The sequence below is a fragment of the Arthrobacter sp. JDC6 genome, from assembly GCF_056484025.1.
Window position 1 is genome coordinate 2,473,348 of record NZ_CM151278.1, and the last position, 22,759, is coordinate 2,496,106.

The 22,759-nt window shown below is 62.3% G+C and carries 22 protein-coding genes; 11 read left to right on the plus strand and 11 right to left on the minus strand.

The genetic code is table 11. The annotated features are described in order from the left end of the window. Positions 1 to 142: 142 nt before the first annotated feature. The 3 genes from ACV095_RS11510 to ACV095_RS11520 all read right to left on the minus strand — a co-directional run bounded on the left by ACV095_RS11510 (position 143) and on the right by ACV095_RS11520 (position 1,502). A complete protein-coding gene (locus ACV095_RS11510; RefSeq protein ID WP_478221881.1) occupies positions 143 to 706 on the minus strand; it encodes a DoxX family protein in 564 nt (187 codons plus the stop codon). A 98-nt stretch (positions 707 to 804) separates the two neighbouring features. Continuing rightward, a complete protein-coding gene (locus ACV095_RS11515) occupies positions 805 to 1,221 on the minus strand; it encodes a DinB family protein (protein ID WP_478221882.1) in 417 nt (138 codons plus the stop codon). Next, positions 1,164 to 1,502 carry a maleylpyruvate isomerase N-terminal domain-containing protein gene (locus ACV095_RS11520; protein WP_478221883.1) on the minus strand — a complete coding sequence of 113 codons (339 nt, stop codon included), beginning with the start codon at positions 1,500 to 1,502 and terminating at the stop codon, positions 1,164 to 1,166. The genes ACV095_RS11515 and ACV095_RS11520 overlap by 58 nt, the downstream gene beginning before the upstream one ends. Before the next feature lie 95 nt (positions 1,503 to 1,597). Here ACV095_RS11520 and ACV095_RS11525 point away from each other — a divergent pair, with 95 nt between their 5' ends. From ACV095_RS11525 to catC, 4 genes are read left to right on the plus strand one after another with little or no spacing between them, the layout of a single operon-like run. Next, positions 1,598 to 2,809 (plus strand): MFS transporter, encoded by a 1,212-nt coding sequence (locus ACV095_RS11525; RefSeq protein WP_478221884.1) that lies wholly within the window; start codon positions 1,598 to 1,600, stop codon positions 2,807 to 2,809. Positions 2,810 to 2,860: 51 nt separating this feature from the next. After that, a complete protein-coding gene (locus ACV095_RS11530) occupies positions 2,861 to 3,805 on the plus strand; it encodes a LysR substrate-binding domain-containing protein (RefSeq protein WP_478221885.1) in 945 nt (314 codons plus the stop codon). Then, complete coding sequence (locus tag ACV095_RS11535) at positions 3,802 to 4,905, plus strand: mandelate racemase/muconate lactonizing enzyme family protein (RefSeq protein WP_478221886.1); 1,104 nt, start codon at positions 3,802 to 3,804, stop codon at positions 4,903 to 4,905. Before ACV095_RS11530 ends, ACV095_RS11535 begins: the two co-directional genes overlap by 4 nt. 27 nt (positions 4,906 to 4,932) lie before the next feature. After that, positions 4,933 to 5,211, plus strand: coding sequence for a muconolactone Delta-isomerase (catC, locus tag ACV095_RS11540; RefSeq protein ID WP_478221887.1), 279 nt, complete (start codon positions 4,933 to 4,935; stop codon positions 5,209 to 5,211). Positions 5,212 to 5,232: 21 nt separating this feature from the next. On the opposite strand, the gene ACV095_RS11545 is transcribed toward catC, so the two are convergent. Together ACV095_RS11545 and ACV095_RS11550 are read right to left on the minus strand one after the other, a co-directional pair. After that, positions 5,233 to 5,391: a LuxR C-terminal-related transcriptional regulator gene (locus ACV095_RS11545; protein WP_478221888.1), complete on the minus strand. Its 159-nt coding sequence runs from the start codon at positions 5,389 to 5,391 to the stop codon at positions 5,233 to 5,235. Between the two features lie 168 nt (positions 5,392 to 5,559). Beyond that, on the minus strand, positions 5,560 to 5,916 hold the full coding sequence (locus ACV095_RS11550) for a gamma carbonic anhydrase family protein (RefSeq protein ID WP_478223449.1): 357 nt from the start codon (positions 5,914 to 5,916) through the stop codon (positions 5,560 to 5,562). Between the two features lie 795 nt (positions 5,917 to 6,711). On the opposite strand from ACV095_RS11550, the gene ACV095_RS11555 reads away from it, so the two are divergent. Beyond that, a complete protein-coding gene (locus ACV095_RS11555) occupies positions 6,712 to 7,743 on the plus strand; it encodes a DUF4192 domain-containing protein (protein ID WP_478221889.1) in 1,032 nt (343 codons plus the stop codon). Positions 7,744 to 7,860: 117 nt separating this feature from the next. Here ACV095_RS11555 and ACV095_RS11560 read toward each other — a convergent pair whose 3' ends face one another. After that, on the minus strand, positions 7,861 to 8,493 hold the full coding sequence (locus ACV095_RS11560; protein WP_457949832.1) for a TetR/AcrR family transcriptional regulator: 633 nt from the start codon (positions 8,491 to 8,493) through the stop codon (positions 7,861 to 7,863). A gap of 224 nt (positions 8,494 to 8,717) precedes the next feature. Here ACV095_RS11560 and ACV095_RS11565 point away from each other — a divergent pair, with 224 nt between their 5' ends. The 6 genes from ACV095_RS11565 (at position 8,718) to ACV095_RS11590 (ending at position 17,795) form a co-directional block, all read left to right on the plus strand. Then, the gene (locus tag ACV095_RS11565) at positions 8,718 to 10,244 is read left to right on the plus strand and encodes an ABC transporter substrate-binding protein (protein WP_478221890.1); all 1,527 of its coding nucleotides are present in this window, start codon (positions 8,718 to 8,720) and stop codon (positions 10,242 to 10,244) included. A gap of 58 nt (positions 10,245 to 10,302) precedes the next feature. Continuing rightward, entirely contained in the window at positions 10,303 to 11,244 is a 942-nt protein-coding gene (locus tag ACV095_RS11570; RefSeq protein ID WP_478221891.1) for an ABC transporter permease, read from the plus strand. Further along, the gene (locus ACV095_RS11575; RefSeq protein ID WP_478221892.1) at positions 11,241 to 13,064 is read left to right on the plus strand and encodes a dipeptide/oligopeptide/nickel ABC transporter permease/ATP-binding protein; all 1,824 of its coding nucleotides are present in this window, start codon (positions 11,241 to 11,243) and stop codon (positions 13,062 to 13,064) included. The genes ACV095_RS11570 and ACV095_RS11575 overlap by 4 nt, the downstream gene beginning before the upstream one ends. Continuing rightward, positions 13,061 to 13,918 carry an ATP-binding cassette domain-containing protein gene (locus ACV095_RS11580; protein WP_478221893.1) on the plus strand — a complete coding sequence of 286 codons (858 nt, stop codon included), beginning with the start codon at positions 13,061 to 13,063 and terminating at the stop codon, positions 13,916 to 13,918. The genes ACV095_RS11575 and ACV095_RS11580 overlap by 4 nt, the downstream gene beginning before the upstream one ends. After that, positions 13,915 to 15,408, plus strand: a complete 1,494-nt coding sequence (locus tag ACV095_RS11585) for a carboxylesterase/lipase family protein (protein WP_478221894.1) — start codon at positions 13,915 to 13,917, stop codon at positions 15,406 to 15,408. The genes ACV095_RS11580 and ACV095_RS11585 overlap by 4 nt, the downstream gene beginning before the upstream one ends. A 149-nt stretch (positions 15,409 to 15,557) precedes the next feature. Continuing rightward, positions 15,558 to 17,795: a beta-glucosidase gene (locus ACV095_RS11590; RefSeq protein ID WP_478221895.1), complete on the plus strand. Its 2,238-nt coding sequence runs from the start codon at positions 15,558 to 15,560 to the stop codon at positions 17,793 to 17,795. Positions 17,796 to 18,108: 313 nt separating this feature from the next. Here ACV095_RS11590 and ACV095_RS11595 read toward each other — a convergent pair whose 3' ends face one another. From ACV095_RS11595 to ACV095_RS11615, 5 genes are all read right to left on the minus strand, one after another. After that, a complete protein-coding gene (locus tag ACV095_RS11595) occupies positions 18,109 to 19,095 on the minus strand; it encodes an Lrp/AsnC family transcriptional regulator (protein ID WP_478221896.1) in 987 nt (328 codons plus the stop codon). Between the two features lie 95 nt (positions 19,096 to 19,190). Beyond that, on the minus strand, positions 19,191 to 20,399 hold the full coding sequence (locus ACV095_RS11600; protein ID WP_478221897.1) for an amidohydrolase: 1,209 nt from the start codon (positions 20,397 to 20,399) through the stop codon (positions 19,191 to 19,193). Between the two features lie 13 nt (positions 20,400 to 20,412). Further along, positions 20,413 to 21,165 (minus strand): hypothetical protein, encoded by a 753-nt coding sequence (locus ACV095_RS11605; protein WP_478221898.1) that lies wholly within the window; start codon positions 21,163 to 21,165, stop codon positions 20,413 to 20,415. A 25-nt stretch (positions 21,166 to 21,190) separates the two neighbouring features. Continuing rightward, a complete protein-coding gene (locus tag ACV095_RS11610) occupies positions 21,191 to 21,925 on the minus strand; it encodes a DUF5058 family protein (protein ID WP_478221899.1) in 735 nt (244 codons plus the stop codon). Between the two features lie 294 nt (positions 21,926 to 22,219). Continuing rightward, positions 22,220 to 22,753, minus strand: coding sequence for a VOC family protein (locus ACV095_RS11615; protein WP_478221900.1), 534 nt, complete (start codon positions 22,751 to 22,753; stop codon positions 22,220 to 22,222). Between the last annotated feature and the right edge of the window lie 6 nt (positions 22,754 to 22,759).

Below are 22,759 nucleotides of genomic sequence, written 5' to 3' on the forward strand. Positions count from 1 at the left end.
AGAAGTGTGGACATTGTCCACACTTCCTTTGGTTCATTTCAATGGCACTCGAACGGTAGCGGCCAGTTTGCAGGCAACGCCCATGCCATGGTGGTTATCGGGACGTGGTCCGGGCACGCGGCCTCGGTCAGGCTGGCGCAGGTCATCCGTCTTGGACCGAAGTCGTGCTTGATTCAGCCGCATGGTCTGCAGCAAGCGCCTTCCGGCGGCGGTAGACCTGGATGCCGATCGCCACCGGGATGGTTGTGACGGCGACTGCCCGCATCCATGGCCTGTCCAGGATGTGTCCGGTCAAGGCATCCAATGACACCCTCCCGGGGCCGCCGATCGCGAAAGAAGTAGCCGCGAGCCCGAGAACTGCCGGATATTCCAGGCCGCCGTCCATGGCAAAGAAGCCGTTCGGTGCGTGCACGCTGGCTGCGACTCCCATGGTAGTTGCTGCGGCCGCACCGGCTGCCGGTGTGGCGAGGCCCAGGGCTAGGGCCAGTCCGGCGCCTGCTTCCCCGAGGCCAGCAAGCATGGCGCTGGTCTTGGCCGGTCTGAAGCCCATAGCATCCATGCCTTTGCTGGTCTCCTCGATACCGCCGCCACCAAACCACCCGAAGAGTTTCTGCGATCCGTGCGCGACGAGCACACCCCCGAGTGCGGCACGGAACAGGGTGCGGGCCGCGGTGGTGGCTGCGGGCGTTACGTTCTCATGGCTCATGATGATGATCCTTCCGATCAGCGATGGGGTCATGCTTTGGCGCCATTCTAGGACGCCCAGGATAAGGGATCCTCGACCCTAGAAATAGTTTGCTCGACTCACCAGCGCGGCAGTGCCGGCAGCGGGCCGTCCGCCTCGACGTGTGCAGCGTCGCCGCGCGCAAGCCACTGGAGCAGGCCCTCGCGATCGGACTCAACGCGCAGTGCGCCGTTACCGATCATCCACTGGTCGCGTTCCTCGGTGACCAGGGTCATGCCCGGCACATTCTTGGCGCCCAGCGAACGCACGACGGCCTCGATGGCGTCCAGCAGGGAGGCCGGGTCGGCTTCCTCAATGGTCCAAGCGGTGTCCAGGTCATGGTGGTGCAACACCACCTGCGCGATCCGGAGCGCCCCGATCGACGTTGCCTGAAGTGGCCTGCCGTCAACCTGGACTTCCGGAGCAACGAGCGTGCCGGTCAGCCGCTCCGCATGCTCGGCGAAGTGTTGGGCGGAGGCCCGCAACTCCCCCAGCAACTCATCCTTGGCATCGCTGCCAGGGCGGAGATGGCATCTTCGCGGGCTTCAGCCGAGGCGTACAGCCGTCGATCCTCTCCGTCAGCGGCCCAGTCGATGAGCTGGACCAGCGCCCGTCCGCTAGCGGCGACGTGGGCGATCACGTGCGCCCTTGACCATCCTTCACACAATGACGGGGCCGCCATTTCATCGCCCGAAAGGGACGCGGCGGTGGCAAGGAACATCTCCGTTTCCCTGCCCAAACGGGACCGGTCCGAGTGCAGGCGTGCGGGATTGATCATACCGCCAGCCTAAGTGCGGGACCGCCCAGGAACCACTGTTCATGCACCGTTCTTCCATACCGGGATTGTCGCGATTGATAAGAGCCTGCGGCGCAGTGGGCGACTTCTTCGGACGCCGCCGGCTGATGCTCCAGGGCATCGCCTGGTTCTCAGTGGGCATGTTCCCCACCGCACTGACCATCACCGTCCCGACCTTCGGTGCCACGCGGTTCGTGACGGGCCTTGGCCTGGGTATAGTCATCGCCAGCGCCGGCGCCACCATGGCCGAATTTGCCCCCGCCGGACGCCGGCAGTTCTACAACGCCGTCGTTTACTCCGGCGTCCCGGCATGCAGCGTAGTTGCCTCCATCATGGGAATCCTGTTCTACGACAGCCTCGGCTGGCGGGGCCTTTTCGTCATCGGGGCCCTGCCCTTGGTCATCCTGCTCCCCATCGCCATGCGCAAACTCCCCGAGTCGCCCCGATGGCTGCTGTCCCGCGGCCGGGAAGCGGAGGCACTGGCCACCGCGAAGCTTACCGGTGTGCCGCTGCTTGAAGAGCGCGTCATCCTCGACACCGGAGCAGCCCCGCAGAAGTCCGGGTTCGCCGCGGTCTCCTCCAGTCAGTTCGCGCTGGCTTCGGTCCTGCTGGGGCTCATGTCTTTCTGCGGCCTCCTCCTCACCTACGGCCTCAACACCTGGCTCCCCGAAATCATGGAGGGCTACGGCTACGGACGGACCTACTCCCTGTTTTTCCCGCTGGCGCTGAACCTCGGTGCGGTGGCGGGCGGCCTGGTTGCATCCCGCCTGGCAGACAAGAGCGGCCCGCAGCGGGTCATCGCCACAACCTTCGTGCTTGCTACCGTCTCGTTGATCCTCATGACCTTCGGTCTCCCCCTGCCGATGCTTTTCGCGTTCATTGCGGTGGCCGGCGTTGGAACGCTGGGCACCCAAGTGTTGATCTATGGGTTCCAGTCCAACTACTTCAACACCAACGCCCGCGCGGCCGGCGTAGCTTGGGGCGCCAGCGTGGGCCGGCTGGGCGGCGTCCTCGGCCCCATCATCGGCGGCTGGCTCGCGGCGGCCGGTATCGGAGGGTCCACCGCCTTCTACCTTTACGGCGGCGTTGCCCTCCTTGGCGCACTGGTCACAGTCCTGGTCCCACGTCAGGGCAAGCTGGAGCAGGCCGAGCAGAAGATCGAGGAGATCGCTGGCCGCCGCACTGAATCCGACCTGGCGGCACAGAACCTGCCGTGGCGAACGGGCAACCCGCTCGCGTCATTGAGTCATAGAAATGCATTAGTAAGCCCTTTTAGGGCTATCCTGTGACTCAATGATGTCGAGCCTGCCCGGTGGCATGGCGTACGGGAGGGCAGCGCAGTGGACATCCGTCAGTTGAATTACTTCATCGCTGTTGCGGAAGAGCGGCACTTCGGCAGGGCGGCAAAGCGCCTCCATATGGCGCAGCCGCCCCTCTCCCAGCAGATCCGCCAGCTCGAAGAGCAGCTTGGCGTGCAGCTGCTCAACCGCACCACCCGCCGGGTGGACCTCACGGCCGCCGGGCAGCTGCTCCTTGACCGGGGGCGGCAGATCGTCAACGACATCGGGACGCTGGAGGCGGACGTGTACCAGGTGGGCAAGGGTGCCACCGGTGTCCTTCGGGTGGGATTTTCCGGGTCTGCAACGTACGGCGTCATGCCCCAGATCGCACGCCTTGCCAAGCAGCTCCTTCCCGGCCTGTCCCTGGCATTGAACGGCGAGATGCTCACCCCCTCCATGGAAGCCGGCCTCCGAGACGGAACTCTGGACGCAGCATTGCTGCGTCCCCCCGTCTCATCCCAGGAGATCGACTACCGCGTCGTCGCCCAGGAGCCGCTCGTCGTCGCGGTTCCATCATTCAGCGCGCTGGCGGAAGATCGGTCCGTGGCGATGCATGAACTGCAGGATCAGAACTTCATCGCCTATGCACCCGAGTCCGTGCTCTACCGCATCACCTCCGACCTGTGCCGCCAGGCCGGCTTTCAACCGCGCATCACCCAAGTCGTTGGCGAGACCTCCACGATGCTCGCATTCGTTGCCGCCGGCAGTGGCGTGGCGGTCATGCCGTCCCGGGTCCGGGCTTTCCAGCTCGACGGCGTCGCTTACCGGGAGATCGAAAACGTCCCGTCCGTGGAACTCGCTGTCGCCTGGTTGCGCGGAAACCACTCCACCCTGCTGCAGAACTTCCTGCACGTCGTCGATGCAGCTATGGCCGCGCAACCGCTGCCCGGCCCGGCCCCCGCGCCCGCCCCGCTTCCCACTGATGAAAGGCTCCCCCTGTCATGAAAATCGCAGCCATCGAGGCGATTCCATACTCGATCCCGTACCGCCACCCGCTGCACTTCGCCTCCGGATCCGTCCACGAGGCTGACCACGTACTGGTCCGCCTCCGCACGGACGACGGCGTGGAGGGCCTCGCGGACACACCTCCGCGCCCGTACACCTATGGTGAGACGCAAAAGTCCATCGTCGCGGTGGTGCAGGACGTATTCGCTCCGCAACTGATCGGCGTCGACATCTTTGACCGGGAGAAGGTCCAGGAGATCCTGTACCGCACCATCCACAACCAGACCGCCAAGGGCGCTGTGGATATCGCCCTGTGGGACGTCATCGGCAAGACTCTGGGGCAGCCCGTGACCAAGCTGCTGGGCGGCTACACGGACTCGCTGCGCGTCTCCCACATGCTCGGCTTCAAGCCCGCCCAGGAACTGCTCGACCTGGCACTGGAGTTCCGCGGGACCTACGGCATCAACACGTTCAAGCTCAAGACCGGCCGGCGCCCGCTCCACCTGGACATCGAAGCCGCCCGCGTGCTGCGCGAGGGCCTCGGCGGCGACGCCGAGCTGTACATGGACGCCAACCGGGGCTGGTCCGCGAATGAGGCCGCGGAGGTGCTGCGCCGCACCGCGGACCTGGGACTGCAGTTCCTCGAGGAGCCGGACGACGCCCGCGAAGTCCTGGGCCGGCGTCGGCTCGCTGCCAACTCCCCCATCCCCATCGCCGCGGACGAATCCGCCCCCAACCTTGGCGAGGCCGCCCGGGAAATCCTCAACGGCGGGGCCAACCTGCTGGCGGTCAAGACGGCCCGCTCAGGATTTACCGAGGCGGCCAAGATCGTGGGGATGGCCGAAGGCATGGGCATCGATGTGTACATCGGAAACCAGATCGACACCCAGGTGGGCACGGTGGCCTCGGTGGTGTTCGGCGCCGCATTCGCCCACACCGCCAAGCGCGCCGCGGAACTGTCCAACTACCTGGACATGGCGGACGACCTGCTGGCCGAGCCCCTGCAGATCATCGAAGGGCGCATCCGCGTCCCCGAAGGCCCCGGCGCGGGCACCGGGGTCAACGCGGAAAAGCTCGAACGCTACCGCAGCGACCGCTAAGCCAACCCTTCCACGAAAGGAACATCAGTGAAGTACTTGATCCATATGGACGTCCAACTGCCCGCAGACCTGCCCGAATCCGAGGCGGCCGGGATCAAGGCCAAGGAGAAGGCCTACTCGCAGGAGCTGCAGCGCTCGGGGAAATGGCCGGAAATCTGGCGCGTGGTGGGTGAATACGCCAATTACTCGATCTTCGACGTGGATTCCAACGACGAACTCCACGACATCCTGCAGAACCTTCCACTGTTCCCGTACATGGAGATCTCGGTGGTGCCGCTGGCCAAGCACCCCTCCGACATTAAGTAGGAACAAGCCAGCCGTTCCGGGTCAGTCCCTGGCCCGGAACGCGGCCGCGAGCTCGCTGCGGGACCGGATGCCCATCTTCCCGTAGAGCCGCGTGAGGTGGTACGGCACCGTCTTCTCGGCGAGAAAAAGGGTGCGGGCCGCCTCCTTGCTGGTCGAACCTCCGGTCACGAGTTCGGCCACCGCCTGCTCCTGCGCCGTGAGCTGGACATGGTGCTCCCGGGCGGCGGTGAGTACCGAATCGGCAGGGTCAGGGAAATTCCCGACGTCGAGACCGCTCGCCTCTAGCTAGGGGTGCTCGGCCATAGCACGGGTTCGGCGCCGCAAGTGCTACTGGCAGTGGGTTTGCGTTTATCGGCTCTTCGTAGTCGGTGCAGGACCGGACTCAGTACTTGCCCTCGTTTCATGCAGCGTCTTTGCACTACCCGGGGGTCGCAACAGGGCCGGACGCGTGGGCTCCTCCTCGCGTAGCGGCTCTGTTTCGGTGAGCTGATCGGCTGAAACATGCGTGAGCCAGTGGTACGTCGCGGTTCCATCAACCTTCCAGGCCAACTCGGCCTGAGTCAGTTCACGAACCACACGTGCGGGACTGCCATGGGCGAGATGCCGAGCTGGGATCTCTGTGTTCGAGGTAACCAAGGATCCAGCGCCCACAAACGCTTGTCTGCCGATGACCGCGCCATCAAGGACAATAGCGCCAATACCGATGAGGACATCATCGCCCACGTGGCAGCCGTGCAGGACGGCGCCATGTCCCACGTGCCCGTTCATGCCTAGCTCCGTTAGCCGCCCTGGAAACGTATGGACGATACACCCGTCTTGTAGATTGGCCCCTTCTTTCATAACGAAACGCCCTAGATCTCCCCGTAATGAGGCGTGTGGGCCGACATAACATCTGGGGCCAACAATGACGTCTCCGATGAGACTCGCGGTCGGGTGGACATATGCCGTGGAGTGCACAACGGGCACAACATCACCAAAAGCGTAAACTGGCGGGGCCATGAAGGACTCCTCTATATAGTGCTGTTCGCCCCTTCTGGACGGGGGCCAGTGATACTGAGAAGTTTAGAGAATCGGGATCGCGCAACCGGATCCGTGTCGGCCCTGGAAAATGCCAAGATTCCCTTGAGCAGTCGTGCAGCTGCCCCCCACTGCAGCTAGAGCTCCTTACTCCTAGTGCCCGCCAGAAGTCATGCCGTTTGCCTTGTTGACTTCGATGGAGAGGAAAAACGTTCCACCGCTGCTCGTCATTCTGATAGGCCCATGGTCGCTGGGCGGGTCCTCCGCGCAACCAGGGCGCTACCGCGCCGACCCCGGACCCGAAAACTTCTCTCCCGCATCGTGGATGCAGTTCTCGGATGAAGTTTTCGGACCCGATGCCGGTCCCCCAAGTTGCACTCCAGCCCCTTGGTCCAGCGGCTGGTCCCCTATCAGAACGACGCCCAGAACCAACAACCGCAGAAAATCACGGCAATACAAAAGGGTGAAGGGAAAAACGGGGTCATGGAAAAGCTCACGATCAAAACACCATCAGATGTCCTCAGCTTCATCGGGCACACCCTGGGTTTCTGGCCCCAGGAGAGCCTGGTCTGCATCACCATGAACGACAACAGCATCGGAGCGACCCTGCGCATCGACCTCCCCCGTCAAACCGGCCAGGAACTCCCTTACGCACGCACTGTCGCCCATTACCTCACCAGCGACAGCACCGCCACATCCATCCTCTTCGCCGTCTACACCAGCGAAGCCGCTCAGCCCGGTCAGGCCAAACCGCATGCCGGCACCATTGCCGCGCTCACGGGGGTCCTCGCCGAACAGGGCATCACCATCCGCGACGGCCTCTTCGTCGGAGACGAAACCTTCTCCCCCTATGACGAACCAGGCACCAGACTCGCCCTGCCCGTCAGCGCCACCCAGACCAGTGCGATCAACGCCGAATTCATCTATCGCGGCAGCTTCATCGAACCCACGGACCGGATCACCGTCCCAACCACGAGCCAGGAAGCAGCCAAAGCAGCCGCCGTCGAAAACCACATGAAATCAATCGCTTCCCAACCTACTGGCACCGCTCTTCAGGAAGGCCGGAAACTCTGGGCCACCATGCTCGACTCCGCAACTTTTCCGACCGACGACGACTGCCACGCACTCATCGCAAACCTCCAATTCCCAGCCATCCGCGATCGGCTCATCGCAGACATCCCCGGCCTCGACGAACCAATGCAGCAGATCCTGTTCGCCCAAACTCAAGAACCACCGCACTGGTCCCGCATCGAATGGGCACAACAACTCCTCCTGCACGCCTACACACGCACCAGTCCCCAACACGCAGCACCCGTCCTCACCGCCATCGGCTACATCAACTGGTGGGAAGGACGAGGCAGCAAAGCACACCAATTCCTCCAACTCGCCCTCGACACCGACCCGGCCTACCGCCTCGCCCGGCTCAGCGACCACATGATCGGCTCCGGCATCGTCGCCGGCTGGAACATGAACAAAGAAACTGCCTACAAGGCGCTGCCCTTTGACTTGCAGTGAGCTGCCTGGTTCTCCAACGCGCAGGAGCACCCGCTCCCACGGCACGCAGGTTCCGGCCAACGAGAATGTTTTCCCCCAGGACCGCCCACCTGAAATGGGAAGCGGCAGTTAAACTCCTTACGGTATCTCCGCCGAAGTCAGCTCTCGGAGTCTCGCCCTGAGGCGCGCGGCCATGTCCAACTGGGTGGGCATCAGAAGCCATTGGACCTGGAGTCCGTCGACGAGCGCGATGATATCCGTTTCCAAGCCTTCCAACTCAACGTGCGGCCGTATGAGCGAGCGGCTGGCCAGATTTCCGAGCGCGGCTTTAGTTCGCTTGAGAGCCCTCTCATAGCGCGCCACAAAATAGTCGTGAGCCGGGTGCCCTGCATCGGAAGCCTCAGTGGACAAGACGGCGAACAGACTCACGATGCCAGGGTTTCTTGCGTTGTGCTCTATGACTCTGATGAGCCGGCTGAAGTACTCAATACCATCAGAGCTTTCCTCCGGCGCATCTGCGAAGAAGAGCTCGTTATCCTTACGGTCTCGTTCTTCGAGTACGGCTTCCAGCAGGGCTTCCTTCGTAGGGAAGTAGTGCAGGAGGGCTGTGCGGCTCACCCCGCAATCGGCGGCCATCTGCAGCATGCTTGCATTTCGGTAGCCCACGGTCGCGAAGGCATCGAAAGCTGCCTGCAGGATTTGGGCACGCCGCCATTCACTTTTTGCGTAAGGCCCACGCGTGCCGCCCTTTTTGGCGGTTGTGTCCAACATTGCACCAACATCCCATCATTCGGACGGCCCCACAACTTGAAGGCCGTTGCCACAGCCACAGTTGCCGTCCCATCCGGCGCCGCGAGCATCAAGCGTACGACTCCTAAGCAACGAAGCGTTTCCAGAAATCTTACTTGAAAATATATACAGCTGTAAGTTTTCGTGTGTATCATCAATCCACGCGGTGATCCACAGGGGTATCACCCACTAATGAAGGACCACTGATGTTCCGATGGAAGACCGCCTCGGCGGCCCTGGCCATTGCCGCCCTCGCGTTGACCGGGTGCTCCAGCCCGGGCTCGGAATCAAGCAGCAACTCCGGAGGCACGCTGACACTGGCCAACACATTGGCCCCTACGACCCTCGACGCCGCCGGCTCTGGTTGGGCCGTCATCTCGCCGTATTACCAGGCGGCTTACGACACCCTCCTGCGCGCTACGACAGACGGAAAAATTGAGCCGTTCCTCGCCGAGAAATGGTCCTACAACGCGGACAATACGGCGCTGACCCTGAACCTGCGGAAAGACGTCACGTTCAGCGACGGAAGCAAGCTGACCTCCGCCGTCGTCAAAACAAACCTTGAGCGTTTCCAGAAGGGAACGTCGCCGGACGCCTCCTTCCTTAAGGCCGTCCAGAGCATCGAATCCCCCGATGACTCGACTGTTGTGCTTCACCTGTCGGCACCCGACCCCGCCATGCTGAACTACCTTGCCCGCGACCCGGGCCTCATCGCCAGCGGCGATGCCATTTCAAAGGACCCCAAGAGTCTGGCGACGAACCCCATCGGTTCCGGGCCGTACATCCTGGATACCAAGGAAACAGTCATTGGCACCAGCTACGTCTACACGAAGAATCCGAAGTACTGGAATGCCGCCGTCCAGCACTACGACAAGCTGGTCATCAAGGTGATGGCAGACGCAACAGCTGCCCTTAACGCCATCAAGTCCGGAGAGGTAAACGGCGTTCGCCTCCTCAACAACAACAACCTCGAGGAGGTCAAGGGCGCAGGTTGGACTGTAAACCAGAACGAGATGAATGTGTTCGGCATGCTGCTTCTTGACCGGGCAGGCACCTCGAACAAAGCCCTCGGCGACGTGCGGGTCAGGCAGGCCATCAACTATGCGTTCGACCGCAAGGCACTCCTCAAGGCTCTGCAGTTCGATAACGGGACAGTCACCGAGCAAGTATTCCCGAAGCGCTCCGCAGCCTTCGACGCTGACCTGGACAACCGCTACGCTTTTGCCCCCCAGAAGGCGAAGCAGCTACTGGCCGAGGCCGGATACCCGGACGGGTTCACCCTGAACATGCCCACGACAGCCAGCGTCGGCGCAACAACCTGGACTCTGCTTGGCCAGCAGCTCGCAGATGTCGGGATCAAGGTCGCGTTCACGGACGCCGCCAGCAACTTTGTCTCAGACATCCTCGCCCCGAAGTACCCTGCAGCATGGATCGGGCTGGAACAGCAATCAGACTGGCAGCTAATCCAATTCATGGTCTCCCCCAGCGCCGTCTGGAACCCATTCAAATATGCGGACCCCAAGGCGGACGAGTTGATAAAGCAGGTCCAGGTGGGCGACGAAAGTGCCCGGCAAACGGCAGCCAAGGATCTGAACAAGTACATCGTGGAGCAGGCTTGGTTTGCTCCCTGGTACCGCCCAAACAACAGCTTCGCCACGGATTCAGCCACTTCCGTGAAAATGCTGCCATCCAACGTTTTCCCGGCCATCTACGACTTCGAACCGAAGAAATAGTGGTACTGCGTCCCCCTGCCAGCAGGGGGACGCACTCCAACTCTCAGGAACAAATAACATGCTTGGATTCATTATTCGCCGCGTGATTTCCGGCGTGATTCTGGTTTTTACGATTTCAATTGTCGCGTTCACACTGCTGTATCTCGGCGGTGGCGACATTGCCCGACGCATTCTGGGTGAAAATGCACCCGCGGAGACCGTGGCCAAGAAGGTCCAGGAACTCGGCATCGACCGCCCACTGGTTGTCCAGTACTGGGACTGGTTGAGTTCAGCGATCGGAGGCAATCTTGGCCGGTCCTGGTTCAACGGAGAGATGGTTTCGGCAAGCGTCTCCAACCGGTTGTCTGTTACGGTCTCGCTCGTCATCGGGGCGATCGTGCTGTCCGCAATCGTCTCCATTCTCCTGGGAGTTCTGGCCGCACGGCGCGGTGGTTGGATCGACGGCCTCGTGCAGTTGGTTTCAGTCATTGGATTTGCCATTCCCAACTTCCTCATTGCGCTCTTCCTGGTCGTGGTATTCGCCATTAATCTGCACTGGTTCAAAGCGACGGGATTTGTTCCCTTGACCAAGTCGGCCAACGGCTGGCTCGCCTCGGTGACTCTGCCGATTGTCGCGCTCTCATTGGCGGCAATTGCCAGCGTGTCCCAGCAGATCCGAAGCGCAGTGGTCGACGCAATGTCCCGGGATTACGTCCGGACCCTGCGCGCCCGGGGCATCGGTATCAACCGGGTCATCTACCAGCATGTCCTCCGCAACGCAGGCGGCCCCGCGCTCGCCGTCCTCGCACTGCAGTTTGTTGGGCTTCTCGGTGGGTCCGTTGTTATTGAGCAGGTATTCGCACTGCCGGGCATCGGCCAACTGACAGTTCAGGCAACGACTCTGGGCGACATTCCCGTAGTCATGGGAGTGGTCATCACGGCGGCCATCATCGTCGTCATCGTCAACCTTGTTATCGATCTGGCCCAGGCCGCACTCAACCCGAAGGTCCGTTTGTCATGACCATCATCAACCTCCCCCAAGCACTGCCGACACCGCAGATCCGCGCTTCGTTGCTGCGGAGGCTGCGGCGCCGTCCCGTCGGACTTGCAGCCCTTATCTTTTTGGCCTTTGTGGGGCTCATCGCCGTGATCGGGCCATGGGTTGCTCCACAAGACCCAAACAGGGCAGCACTTGACCTGGTACTGTCTCCTGCCAGCCCAGCCCATCCGCTTGGCGCGGACAGCGCCGGGCGCGATGTTCTGTCCCGGCTGCTGGCCGCAACCCAGGTAAGCATTGCATCAGCCCTCGTCGCCCTGGTTACTGCACTGCTGATTGGGGTCATCGCCGGGCTTTTGGCAGGCTATTACAGCGGATGGTTCGACGCCGTCTCATCGTGGCTCACCTCGCTCGTCATGGCGTTGCCCGCCATGGTGGTTCTGCTGGCTGCCAGAGCAGTGCTGGGGCCCTCGGTTTGGCTGGCGATGGTCGTCTTCGGCATCCTGCTGTCACCTGCCTACTTCCGCCTCGTCTATGCAGCTGTCACAGCTATCCGGCACGAGCTCTACATCGATGCGGCCCGGGTGTCCGGGCTCAGCGACTTCCGCATTATCAGCCGGCATATTCCGTCTGTCATCCGGGCTCCCATCATCATCCAGTCCGCCATCATCGCAGGCATAGCTATCGCGATTCAGTCCGGTCTAGAATTCCTCGGGCTGGGTGACGCCTCAGTGCCGACGTGGGGCCAGATGCTCAATGATGCATTTACCAACATCTACAAAGCCCCCACGCTCATGCTGTGGCCGTCACTCGCAATTTCCCTTACCTGTATCGCCCTGACTCTGTTGGCCAATGCCATGCGGGATGAACTGGAACGGACCGTCATTACCCGGCGCCGCTCAAGCAAATCCTCAGCGCGACGTTCCAGGACTGCAGCACCGGATCCATCCGGCTCAGACCACGAGACGATCGTCCACCCCGACGATCCGTTCACCGAAACGAAGCCCTCTTCTCCCCTGCTGACCGTTCACAACCTGCGCGTTGGCTACGACCAGCCGGACGGCTCGACACTCGAAGTAGTTCGCGGCGTCAGCCTTGAAGTGCGCAAGGGCGAAATCCACGGCCTCATCGGCGAGTCGGGATCAGGCAAGACGCAGACAGCCTTTTCCGTCCTGGGCCTGCTTCCCGCCGGCGGCCGCGTAACAGGCGGCACCATCGACCATCTGGGTACTTCCCTCCAGGGCGCATCGGAGCGGGTCTACAAGGACATTCGCGGACGCCGGATCGGTTATATCCCGCAGGAACCGATGTCAAACCTCGATCCATCCTTCAAGATCGGTTTTCAGCTCGTCCAACCCCTCCGGCTCAACCTGGGGCTGAGCAAGAAGGAAGCCACGGAGAGGGCGCTGGCACTGCTGGACCGGGTGGGCATTCCAAACCCCAAGCGCACCTTCGACGCGTACCCTTTTGAAGTATCTGGCGGAATGGCCCAGCGGGTACTCATCGCAGGAGCCGTATCTACTGACCCCGACCTCATCATTGCGGATGAGCCAACAACTGCTTTGGACGTCACCGTCCAAGCCGAGGTCCTCGACCTCCTGCGTGACCTCCAGAAAGAGCGCGGCATGGCCATGCTCCTTGTCACGCACAACTTCGGAGTCGTGGCGGACCTCTGCGATCGCGTCACGGTCATGCAAAACGGAGTCTTCGTCGAGCAGGGACCGGTGCGCACCATCCTCAACCATCCCAGCCATCCGTACACCCAGTCACTGCTCAGCGCAATTCTGGACGAAGGTCCGGCACGGCCGCCTCTGGGCGCCTCTCCCATCGGAGGACGATCATGACAAATACGCTCCTTGAGGTTGAAGACCTCGTCGTCGCCTACCCGACCAAACGTCTCAGGACGGCGCCTTTCCGGGCCCTCAACGGCGTCTCGATCGACATCAAACCAGGCGAGACGGTAGGACTGGTTGGGGAATCCGGCTCCGGCAAGACCACCCTTGGCCGGGCCGTACTCGGCCTGGCCCCCGTCACGGAAGGTTCCATACGCTACAGTGGCCGCGATATCAGCAATCTGCACAAACGGGACCGGCGCAAGCTGAGCAGCGAGATACAGGTCGTTTTCCAGGACCCCTACTCCTCGCTCAACCCCTCTTTGACGATCGAGCAGATTCTGGCGGAACCTTTAACCGCGGCAGGGGTCCAGGCCGCTGCCGCAAAAGGTCGGGTCCGGGAACTATTGGGCCGGGTTGGCCTGCCCGCAGATGCGCAGTCAAGGCTGCCGCGCGAGTTCTCCGGCGGCCAGCGCCAGCGGATTGCCATTGCACGCGCCCTGGCTTTGGATCCCAAACTCATTGTTTGCGACGAACCGGTCTCAGCGCTTGACCTCTCCACCCAGGCCCGTGTGCTGGACCTGTTCATCGAGATCCAGGAGCTCACCGGCGTCGCCTACCTGTTTATTTCCCACGACCTTGCGGTAGTAAGGCACATCAGTCACCGCGTGGCTGTCATGTACCGGGGCGAAATAGTTGAGACCGGTGAGGGAGACCAAGTCACCGCCCGCCCCAAGCACCCCTATACGCAGCGCCTGTTCCTCGCGGCGCCCGTTCCCGACCCGGACAAACAGGCGGAACGGCGCACAGCACGCAGGAAACTGCTCGCCGAACAGGCGGACCTGGTCGAAGGAAAGACGGCATGATCGTCGCTACAACCGCTGGCCTGGTGCGCGGAACAACGCGGCAGGACGGCACCATCGCGTTCCTGGGGATCCCTTATGCAGAGCCCCCGTATGGAAAGAACCGCTTTCGGGCTCCTGTCCCCAAAGCCCCATGGAAAGGCATACTGGATGCGACGCGCTTCGGCGCAACGCCCCAGCGCAAGGCTCTGGCGGAGGTTACAACCATTCCGGAACCGTCCATTCCTGGAAATTCAACGCTCAACGTCAACGTGTTCAAGCCTGCCCGTGATGTTGGGGAGGGCCCGTACCCGGTGTTGGTCTGGATCCACGGCGGCGGCTACGTCGCGGGATCGCCGGCAAGCCCTTGGTACGACGGCGCAGCCTTCGCCCGTGACGGGGTCGTATCAGTCACGATTTCCTACCGGCTGGGCTTCGATGGCTTCGGCTGGCTTCCCGACGCCCCGAATAACCGCGGAGTACTGGACTGGATACTGGCCCTTGAATGGGTCCGTGAGAATATCGCCGCCTTTGGGGGCGATCCGGGCAACGTCACTCTCTGCGGTCAATCAGCCGGGGGTGGCGCTGTAATGACGCTGCTGACCGTCCCGCGCGCTCAAGGCCTCTTTCACAAAGCGGCGTCCTTATCGGGCACTCCGGTCGACATTTCACTTGACGGCGCCAAAGATTACACGTTCGATGTCGCGGAACGGCTGGGGCTTGAGGCCGAAAGCCGTGCCTTCGCTTCCGTGCCCGAAGAGGAACTGATCCAAGCGCAAAACTGGTCGCGGGCACCAGTACCCACGCAGGATGCCGTGGCCTGGCTGCGGCAACTCGGGGAAGTCGAAGGGATGCTTCGCCTCGGGCCCGTGATCGATGCTCAGTTGGTGCAGGGGACGGTAGCGGAAGGCCTTGCCGCCGGCCGGGGGAAAGATGTTCCCCTTCTGGTCGGCGCCACCCAAGAGGAATTCAGTCGTCTGCTTGCCGCACATTCGGATACATTCGGCGCAATGTCTGCCCGGGAAGCCTTGAGAATCATGGGTGCGGACGAAGCCGTCGCCGGCGCCTACCCCGCTTGCACTGCCGGGAACACTACGGCGGCTGTCGTGGGCAGGTACGTCAGCGACCTGATGTTCCGTCGCCACATCCCCCGGTGGATCTCCCTTCGGGGCGGCTCCCCTACGTGGGCTTACGACTTTACCTGGAAGTCTGCGGTGAGCGGCGTATCGGAACATTGCCTCGATGTGCCCTTTGTTTTTGACGTCCTGAGCGATCCTGATGTCAGCCGGGTGGCTGGCCCCAACCCGCCGCAGGAAATCGCGGATGCCATGCATGGTGCTTTCGTGCGTTTCGCCTGGACGGGCAACCCCGGTTGGGCGGGCGCCAGCGGCACGGCACCGCACGTCCAAGGTTTCGACATCGACCCGTCCCGAACCGATAAATATGCAAGTGCGCGGATCGTGAGCGAAGCGCACCGAATCGCTCATAGCAGCGATGTCCCCATTCAAACGTAAGGACGGAATCTGCCGCCAGGTGCACACAACCCTTCCTGGGCGCATCACTGGCGTTTAGCGCCGCCCAGCCGGCTCGCGGCAGCCGGCATGCAATAAACCAACACGGGCCTGCACCGAGCGGGCCTCCCTCAACCTGCCCGGAGATCTCAGTGACCCACACATCAGATACGCCCCCTGCACCCGCCCAGGTCGCAGCCATAACGACCGGAGCCGACTACTGGACGACCAACGGACTGCCCGAAGCCGACCTGCGCCAGCTCCGATTGGCCGATGGGCCGCATGGGCTCCGGGTTCAGGACGACGAAAATCCAGACCATCTCGGAATCGGCCGAAGCGAGAAATCGACGTGCTTCCCGCCCGCAGTGACGCTCGCATCTTCCTGGGATCCTGATCTTATTGAGTCGGTGGGCGCGGCCCTGGGCCGGGAGGCCCGCTCCAAGGGCGTAGACATGGTTCTTGGGCCGGGCATGAACATCAAACGAAGCCCGTTGTGCGGGCGAAACTTCGAGTACTTTTCAGAAGACCCGATGTTTACGGGCACGATGGCCGCCGCCATGATCAAAGGAATTCAGGACCAGGGCGTCGGGGCCTGCGTAAAGCACTTTGCAGTCAACAACCAGGAAACGGACCGTTTGCGTGTGAGCGCGGACGTGACACAACGCGCACTAAGGGAGATCTACCTGCGTGGTTTCGAGCTGGCACTGCGTAACGCCAATCCCTGGGGTGTCATGGCCTCCTACAACCGCATCAACGGCGTCTTCGCATCAGAGAACTCCTGGTTGCTGACGGATGTCCTAAGGGAAGAATGGCGCTACGACGGCGTCGTCGTGTCGGACTGGGGTGCGGTGCACGACCCCGTGGCGGCCCTGAAGGCCGGGCTTGACCTCCGCATGCCCGGCAGGCCCGATGACTCCCGCATTGTTGAGGCCGCCAAATCCGGAAAGATCGATGCAGAACTTGACCGGGCCCTGACACGGCTGAAACTGCTGGCGGACCGTACGCAAAAGATCGATCAGGGCGAACAGCCCGATCTGGATGCACACCACCGGCTCACCCGCCGGGCTGCAGCCGAGTCTGCGGTTCTGCTTAAGAACGATCAAGCCGGCTTGCCGCTGGACGCAGCATCGATGGAGCATGTCGTGCTCATCGGGGAGCTGGCCCGAACACCCCGCTATCAAGGGGCGGGAAGCTCGGCAGTCAACCCCGTCCGGGTCGTCTCGACGATCGACGCGATGGTGGACCGGTTCGGGCGGGAGCCTTTGTTTTCCGCAGGCTACAGGTTGGACGGTGTCGACGACGACGGGCTGGTCGAGGAAGCAGTGGCCACCGCGGCAACAGCGGAAACGGTTGTCCTCTTTCTCGGTCTTCCAGCCGCCTTCGAATCCGAGGGCCGGGACCGAGCCGACATTTCGCTGCCCGCAAACCAACTTGCCCTCCTGGACCGTCTCGCCGCGGTCAATGACCGCATCGTTGTCGTTCTCAGCAACGGTTCAGCGGTAACGACGGCCGAATGGCGGCACAAGGCGTCGACAATCATCGAGTTCTGGCTCACCGGGCAGGCTCATGGGGAAACGGTCGTCGACGTCCTCTTGGGTGACGTCAATCCTTCGGGAAAGCTGGCGGAGACCGTTCCTGTCCGCCTTGAGGACACGCCGGCGTTCCTTGATTTTCCGGGAGAGGAAGGACACGTCTCCTACGGCGAGGGTATCTACGTGGGATACAGGTACTACGACGCCCGCAACATCAGTGTCGACTTTCCTTTTGGGCATGGTCTCTCCTACACAACCTTCGAGTACTCCGACCTGCACACGGCCGCTTTCGATGCGGATTCCCCTCTCGCCTTCACTGTTTCACTGACAGTGAGCAACACTGGGACGTATCCCGGCGCCGAGGTCGTCCAGGTATACGTGGGCGGTTCCCAGGGCACTCTTTCCACTCCAGTGCGGGAACTCAGGACCTTCCAAAAGGTGAACCTGCAACCAGGAGAGTCCGTCCACCTGAGCTTCGATCTGACCCGCGAGCAGCTGGGACACTACAGCACCGAACTGCAGCACTGGGTCTACGACGGCGGTCCCTGCACTGTCGAGGTCGGATCATCCTCCCGTGATATCCGCCTTTCTGCCTCATTGGATATACCGGCCAACCCGGTACCCCGTCCCCTGACTGTCTGGTCAACGTTCGGAGAATGGGACAGCGATACCGATGCCGGTCCGCGTCTTGCCCGGCTCATCGAAAGCCGCGGTGGCATCCGCGGCCGCATGGGAGATCTTCTCAAGGACGAAACCGGCAAGGCGAGCGTACTCGCCTTTCCGCTCAGGGCACTTGTGGAGTTTCCCGGATTCCCAGTCAGCCTCGATGACATTGAGCAACTAACCGCGTCTAACTAATTCATCCGACGGGGGAGGTAGAGATGAAGGAAGGCCGTGGGGGTCAGATCATTGTCGGTGCTTCGCAATCACCACCACCTGCGCCAGGAATGCTCGAAGTCAATGTGGCGACGCCTGATGAAGTGGACCCGACCTTGGAAAAAGCGATCCAATCTGTGTCGCCTGCGGCGGCGCACTACGGAATGGGCATCCTGATCACTCGGATTGGGGTGGGCCGGTACGTTGTCCGGGCCCACCCTCATGTTCCCGAGGGGCTTGTCCGCCAACAGTGAACGAGGCCAGTCGAGTCGTCGGCTTAACGGGCGCCCGCTGATTACAGCGACGGCTCCTGAAACATGCCGTCGTAGTAGCGCAGGGTGCTGCGCTTGAATACCTCCGCGTAGACGGAGGACCGAGCGGCTACCACGCCGTCGCGGTTTTGCAGGTCGGCCAGGAGCGGCCCAAGGTCTTCGAGGGCGGTTACGGCTACCTGTGCAACCAGTTGGTCACCGGAGGCAGCGGCCCACCGCGTGACAGGGAAGCCGGCGATGTACTCCCCCATCGTTTTGCTCGATGAGCCTGAACACGTAACGGTGAGCAGGGATTCTACCGGGAAGCCGAAGGCTACGAGGTCCACGACGGCCCTGATGAACACAATTCCTGTACTGGTCATGGAATCCAGGCGCCGGCTGACCGTCGCCTTGGAGACAGAGAGTTCAGAAGCCAGTTCGTCCAAGGTTGCGCGACCATTTCCGTGCAGGAGCATGGCCAGCATCCGGCTGGTCTCGTCAAGCGGCGGCCGGCCGCTCGCCTTGCCGGCGAGGCGGCCATCCTCATCCGCGTGGAGCGCCGCATACTGTTGTTTGGTGAGAACATCCGGCATCCAGCCGGACGGGGTGCGGAAGTAATCGAACAGCGGCATCAGGTTAAACGACTGGATCCCGTCCACCGCCGCGAGCCGTTGGTAGAGCAGTTCTCCTAATCCATCGGGGGCGAGGAACATGCCCGCCACTGCCTCATTCGCCCCCGATAGGGCGCTAACCCACGAAGACTCGTCTTGGTCGGCGAGCCATGAACATACGTTGCGTAGTTCCCTGGGAGTTGCTTGGACGCGGAGCAGGAAGGCAGTGCGGGAACTTACGGCTACAGGGTTAACGAACGCATTGATGCGTACCGCACCGGATTCAAGTAGCTTGTTGCCGCGGCGGGCCACGGTCCGTTCCTGTTGACCGAGGACTTCGGCAATCAGCCGCCAAGGGGCGCGGCCGTTGCGCACTAGTGCGGCCATGATCTGCCGATCAAGGCTGTCCAACTGCTCCACGTCCCGTTCCTTCGTTGATTCTTCGGCCCCTGGATGTGGCCCGGGCACGGCACCTCGGCGCGGGGCGCCAGGGATTCCTGTCGCCCCGCAGATTCTCAGTTCCGGCCCAGAAAGGCTAACACTCCGGAAAGTGCTGCACCTGTTCCCACCACGACGGCGGAACGCGCCTCGGGAGCGAAGAACGGCGAGTGGTTACCCGCCGGTGAAGCGCCGCCGTCGAAAAGTTCCGGTTCGAAGGTACCGAAAGCCCAGTAGACACCCGGAACACCGATTGCGTCGCTGAGCAAACCCGCGTCTTCGGAGGCCATCCCCAGCGGGGCGTCAGTCACTACGTCCGCGCCGAAATCCGTCGTGAAACGTTCGATGACGCGGCGGGTGGCCTCAGGATGGTTGTAGCAACGGGGAAAGGTGTTTATCTCGGTGATGGTGGGCTCCGGGGCAGCGGAGGCGGCCGCCTCGGCTGAAATAATCCGGCGGATTGCTGCCAGTACGGCTGCGCGGGTTTCTTCGTCCGGGGTTCGGACGTTGATCGAAAACTCAGCTGTTGCCGGGATGATGTTTTCCTTCAGCCCAGCGTGGAAAGTTCCTACGGAGATGACCGCCGGCGTGGATGGTGCCAGTTCGCGCGAGACGATGGTCTGCAGCCGAAGCACCATGGCTGAGGCGGCAACGATCGGATCGATGGACTTCTCCGGCTGCGAACCGTGTGCCTGCCGGCCATGGACCCTGACCATCCAGGAATCTGCCAAGGTAGCCATGTGCCCGCTCCGAATGAGGAGCTTGCCTTTGAGCGCGGGCAGTACGTGTTGGGCCAGCACCACCTCGGGTTTTGGCGCCCGGTCCCAAAGTCCATCGCTGATCATTGCCCGGGCGCCATAGGCGGTTTCTTCGCCGGGCTGGAATATCAAAACCAGCGTCCCCCTCCAGAGTTCCCTGCGCTCCACCAGGAGGGCGGCAAGCGCGAGCGCTGCAGCAACATGGGTGTCATGCCCGCAGCCGTGCATCACGGGTACGGTGGTACCGTCCCGTTGCGTACCCGTGGCCACGCTGGAGTAGTTAAGGCCCGTCTCCTCGGCAATAGGGAGGCCGTCCGTGTCGGCCCTGAAGCCGACGACGGGACCGTCGCCATTCTTCAGGACAGCCACTACCCCGGTGGCTCCGCAGCGAAATGAGTCGATCCCCAGGGCGGCCAAGTGGGTTTCGATGTAGGCGGCAGTTTCGAATTCCTGGCCCGACAGTTCCGGATGGGCGTGCAGGTGCTTATAGACGTCTGCGGTTAGCCGCACGCTCGTGGTGATAGTCATTCAGAGTTCTCTTTCAGTGGGTGGTTTCGGAGACGGGAGCGGCGGGGTTGGCCGGTTCCCGGGCGTTGTCGCTTCCGGGTGTCGGGTTGTTGGACCGTGCGTACCACGAGACGACGATGGTGATGATGACGGCCAGCGCGGTGGCGTAGAACGTAAGCGCCGGGGCCAAGGGCACCACCACGAAGACAATGACAGCAGCGACCACCACGGCCACGATGGTCGTACGGCGGCTCTTCATGGCAAGCACGCTTTGCAGGACAACGGCGCCGAAGACCGCGGGGAGGATATAGCCACGCGCGGTGGCAATCAGTGGTGCGGGGAGCATGCCGACCAGCCAGGTTCCCAGGACGCCCACAAGGAGAACCAGGGTGGTGATGTGGATAAGCACGGCACCGACAATGGCGCTTCCGGCAATGAGTTCGGCCCGACGTGTGCCCGGTTTCTCGCCCAGGTTGGCCTGTGCCACGATGGCTGCCGGGAGGAGCTTGTTGGCGATGTTTCCGATCAGGAAAGCCTGGTACATCGCCGAGCGGCCCAGTATCGGGAAATAGGAAATGGGTTCAATGATGGCTATGACGCCGAAGGTGGCCAACACGGCGACGACCGCGGTGACCAGCTCCATCCCTGTGATGCCCGCGCCAGAGCCGAAAGCTGCGTACAGCGCGGCTGCCAGCGAAATGAGCAGACCCAGGCCCAGTGTGATCGGTCCCCAGATGGAGGTGGTGCGGTCAAAAGCTGCAAGTTCAGCGGAAGTTGTCTTTGACATCGGAGTGGCTCCTTTCGTGTGGTTCTCAGGCTGCTGTCATGAAGTAAGCGGCCGCCAGCGCTGAGACTATGGCGAGGCCCAGGCCCCATTCGCGCAGCCAAGGGCGGCGCAGCTTGCGGGCCAACAGGAGGCATGCCCCCATCGAAGCCGCCGACACGATCATGGTGACCAGATGCGTTGGCGACTTGACCACTTCCGTGAAGGCCAGCGTGAAGAACGCGCCAAGTAGCGCCGCTGTCGGCACCACAGCCATGACGGCCGGATTCACCTTGCGCAGCGTCGCGTCGCCCTTGCTTAAAATTGGAGTGAGAATCAAGGCCGAAAGCATCCAGGCGAGGCCACCGATGGTCATGGCGGCGAAAGCCAGGGCGAAGATCTTCTGGGTGTAGGTGGGTCCGCCCAACTGCGCCCCCTGCGTGCCGGCGGAAATGCCTGCGGCGGCGACGTCGAACGCCGCCGAACCAACCAGGCCGATTCGGGCGAGCACTGCGGGTGTCCCGAAAAGCGGGAGAAGCGAAACAGCAATCAGCGCGACGGCAAGCGACGGCCCGATCGCGGCAACAGCACCGGAACGGACAGAGCTGCTGACTTGGGCAGGCGTAAGCCCGACGGCCGGTGCCGCCTTCCGGATGGCCCGGAAATAGATGACTGATTGAAGGATGATGACGACAAAGACCCCTGCTGCCGCAGTCCAAAGGACTGGATGGTAGATGAGGGGGGTGATGTCCGTGGAACGTGGATCGATAGCTGCAACAGGCACGGTATCTCCCTTGCGAGGTGAGTGGGGAATCCCTGGGATGCGTCCAAAGATTAACTAAATACTGGATACGGCGTCGCTATTTCTCATTTGTACCGCACTCAATGACCACAAGTACATAGTTTCTTTGTTTCTTACGTATGTCCGTGGTGACGCATGGGCGTAAATTCCGGTGCCGCACCTGCGTCCGAACCTTAGGACCGGTGGAAATGCCCTTCACACAGCACAAACGGCCGAGCCAGTAGGCTCGGCCGTTTGTGTGTTGCAGAAGCTCTTCAGGACTTATCGGACGGTAAGTTACTCCTGGTGCGTGTTGTCGGCATACTGGGCCGGGCGCCACCTGCGAAGCGGGGTGCGCGACTCGTAAGCCTGCGGAGACGGATAGGTCACGAGTTCGACCGTGCTGCCCCACGGGGTGCGCGCGTAGAGGTACCGGTTGCCCTCGCCTGCGTCACCCCCGGGAAGATCGCCAGGCGCGCTGAGCAGCTGCCCGCCGGCCTTTTCCAACCGGGTCGAAGCCTCCTCGATGTCGTCCACGTATACGCAGAAGTGCTGAAGTCCGTAGTCGCTCGGCACCACGGGCTCCCGCTGGGCAGCCCCGGAGTACGTGAACAACTCCAGGTTGGGTCCATCTCCGAGACGAAGCATACGGATGGCCTCGATCCTCGAGCCTTGCGGGATGCCCAGACCAGCCTCGACCGCGGGACCCGCCAAAGGTTCGTCGAGCATGTCGTAGATCTTTTCGGCTCCGAATGCGTCCACGAAGAAGTCCGTGGCCTGTTCGAGGTCAGGAACTGTGATGCCGATGTGTTCAATTGCGCGGATGACCATTTGTAC

Coding starts and splice junctions, on each gene's coding strand:
- ACV095_RS11510 (WP_478221881.1), bottom strand. CDS start 706: ATGAGCCATGAGAACGTAACGCCCGCAGCCACCACCGCGGCCCGCACC.
- ACV095_RS11520 (WP_478221883.1), bottom strand. CDS start 1,502: ATGATCAATCCCGCACGCCTGCACTCGGACCGGTCCCGTTTGGGCAGG.
- ACV095_RS11535 (WP_478221886.1), top strand. CDS start 3,802: ATGAAAATCGCAGCCATCGAGGCGATTCCATACTCGATCCCGTACCGC.
- ACV095_RS11555 (WP_478221889.1), top strand. CDS start 6,712: ATGGAAAAGCTCACGATCAAAACACCATCAGATGTCCTCAGCTTCATC.
- ACV095_RS11560 (WP_457949832.1), bottom strand. CDS start 8,493: ATGTTGGACACAACCGCCAAAAAGGGCGGCACGCGTGGGCCTTACGCA.
- ACV095_RS11565 (WP_478221890.1), top strand. CDS start 8,718: ATGTTCCGATGGAAGACCGCCTCGGCGGCCCTGGCCATTGCCGCCCTC.
- ACV095_RS11570 (WP_478221891.1), top strand. CDS start 10,303: ATGCTTGGATTCATTATTCGCCGCGTGATTTCCGGCGTGATTCTGGTT.
- ACV095_RS11575 (WP_478221892.1), top strand. CDS start 11,241: ATGACCATCATCAACCTCCCCCAAGCACTGCCGACACCGCAGATCCGC.
- ACV095_RS11580 (WP_478221893.1), top strand. CDS start 13,061: ATGACAAATACGCTCCTTGAGGTTGAAGACCTCGTCGTCGCCTACCCG.
- ACV095_RS11585 (WP_478221894.1), top strand. CDS start 13,915: ATGATCGTCGCTACAACCGCTGGCCTGGTGCGCGGAACAACGCGGCAG.
- ACV095_RS11600 (WP_478221897.1), bottom strand. CDS start 20,399: ATGACTATCACCACGAGCGTGCGGCTAACCGCAGACGTCTATAAGCAC.
- ACV095_RS11605 (WP_478221898.1), bottom strand. CDS start 21,165: ATGTCAAAGACAACTTCCGCTGAACTTGCAGCTTTTGACCGCACCACC.
- ACV095_RS11615 (WP_478221900.1), bottom strand. CDS start 22,753: ATGGTCATCCGCGCAATTGAACACATCGGCATCACAGTTCCTGACCTC.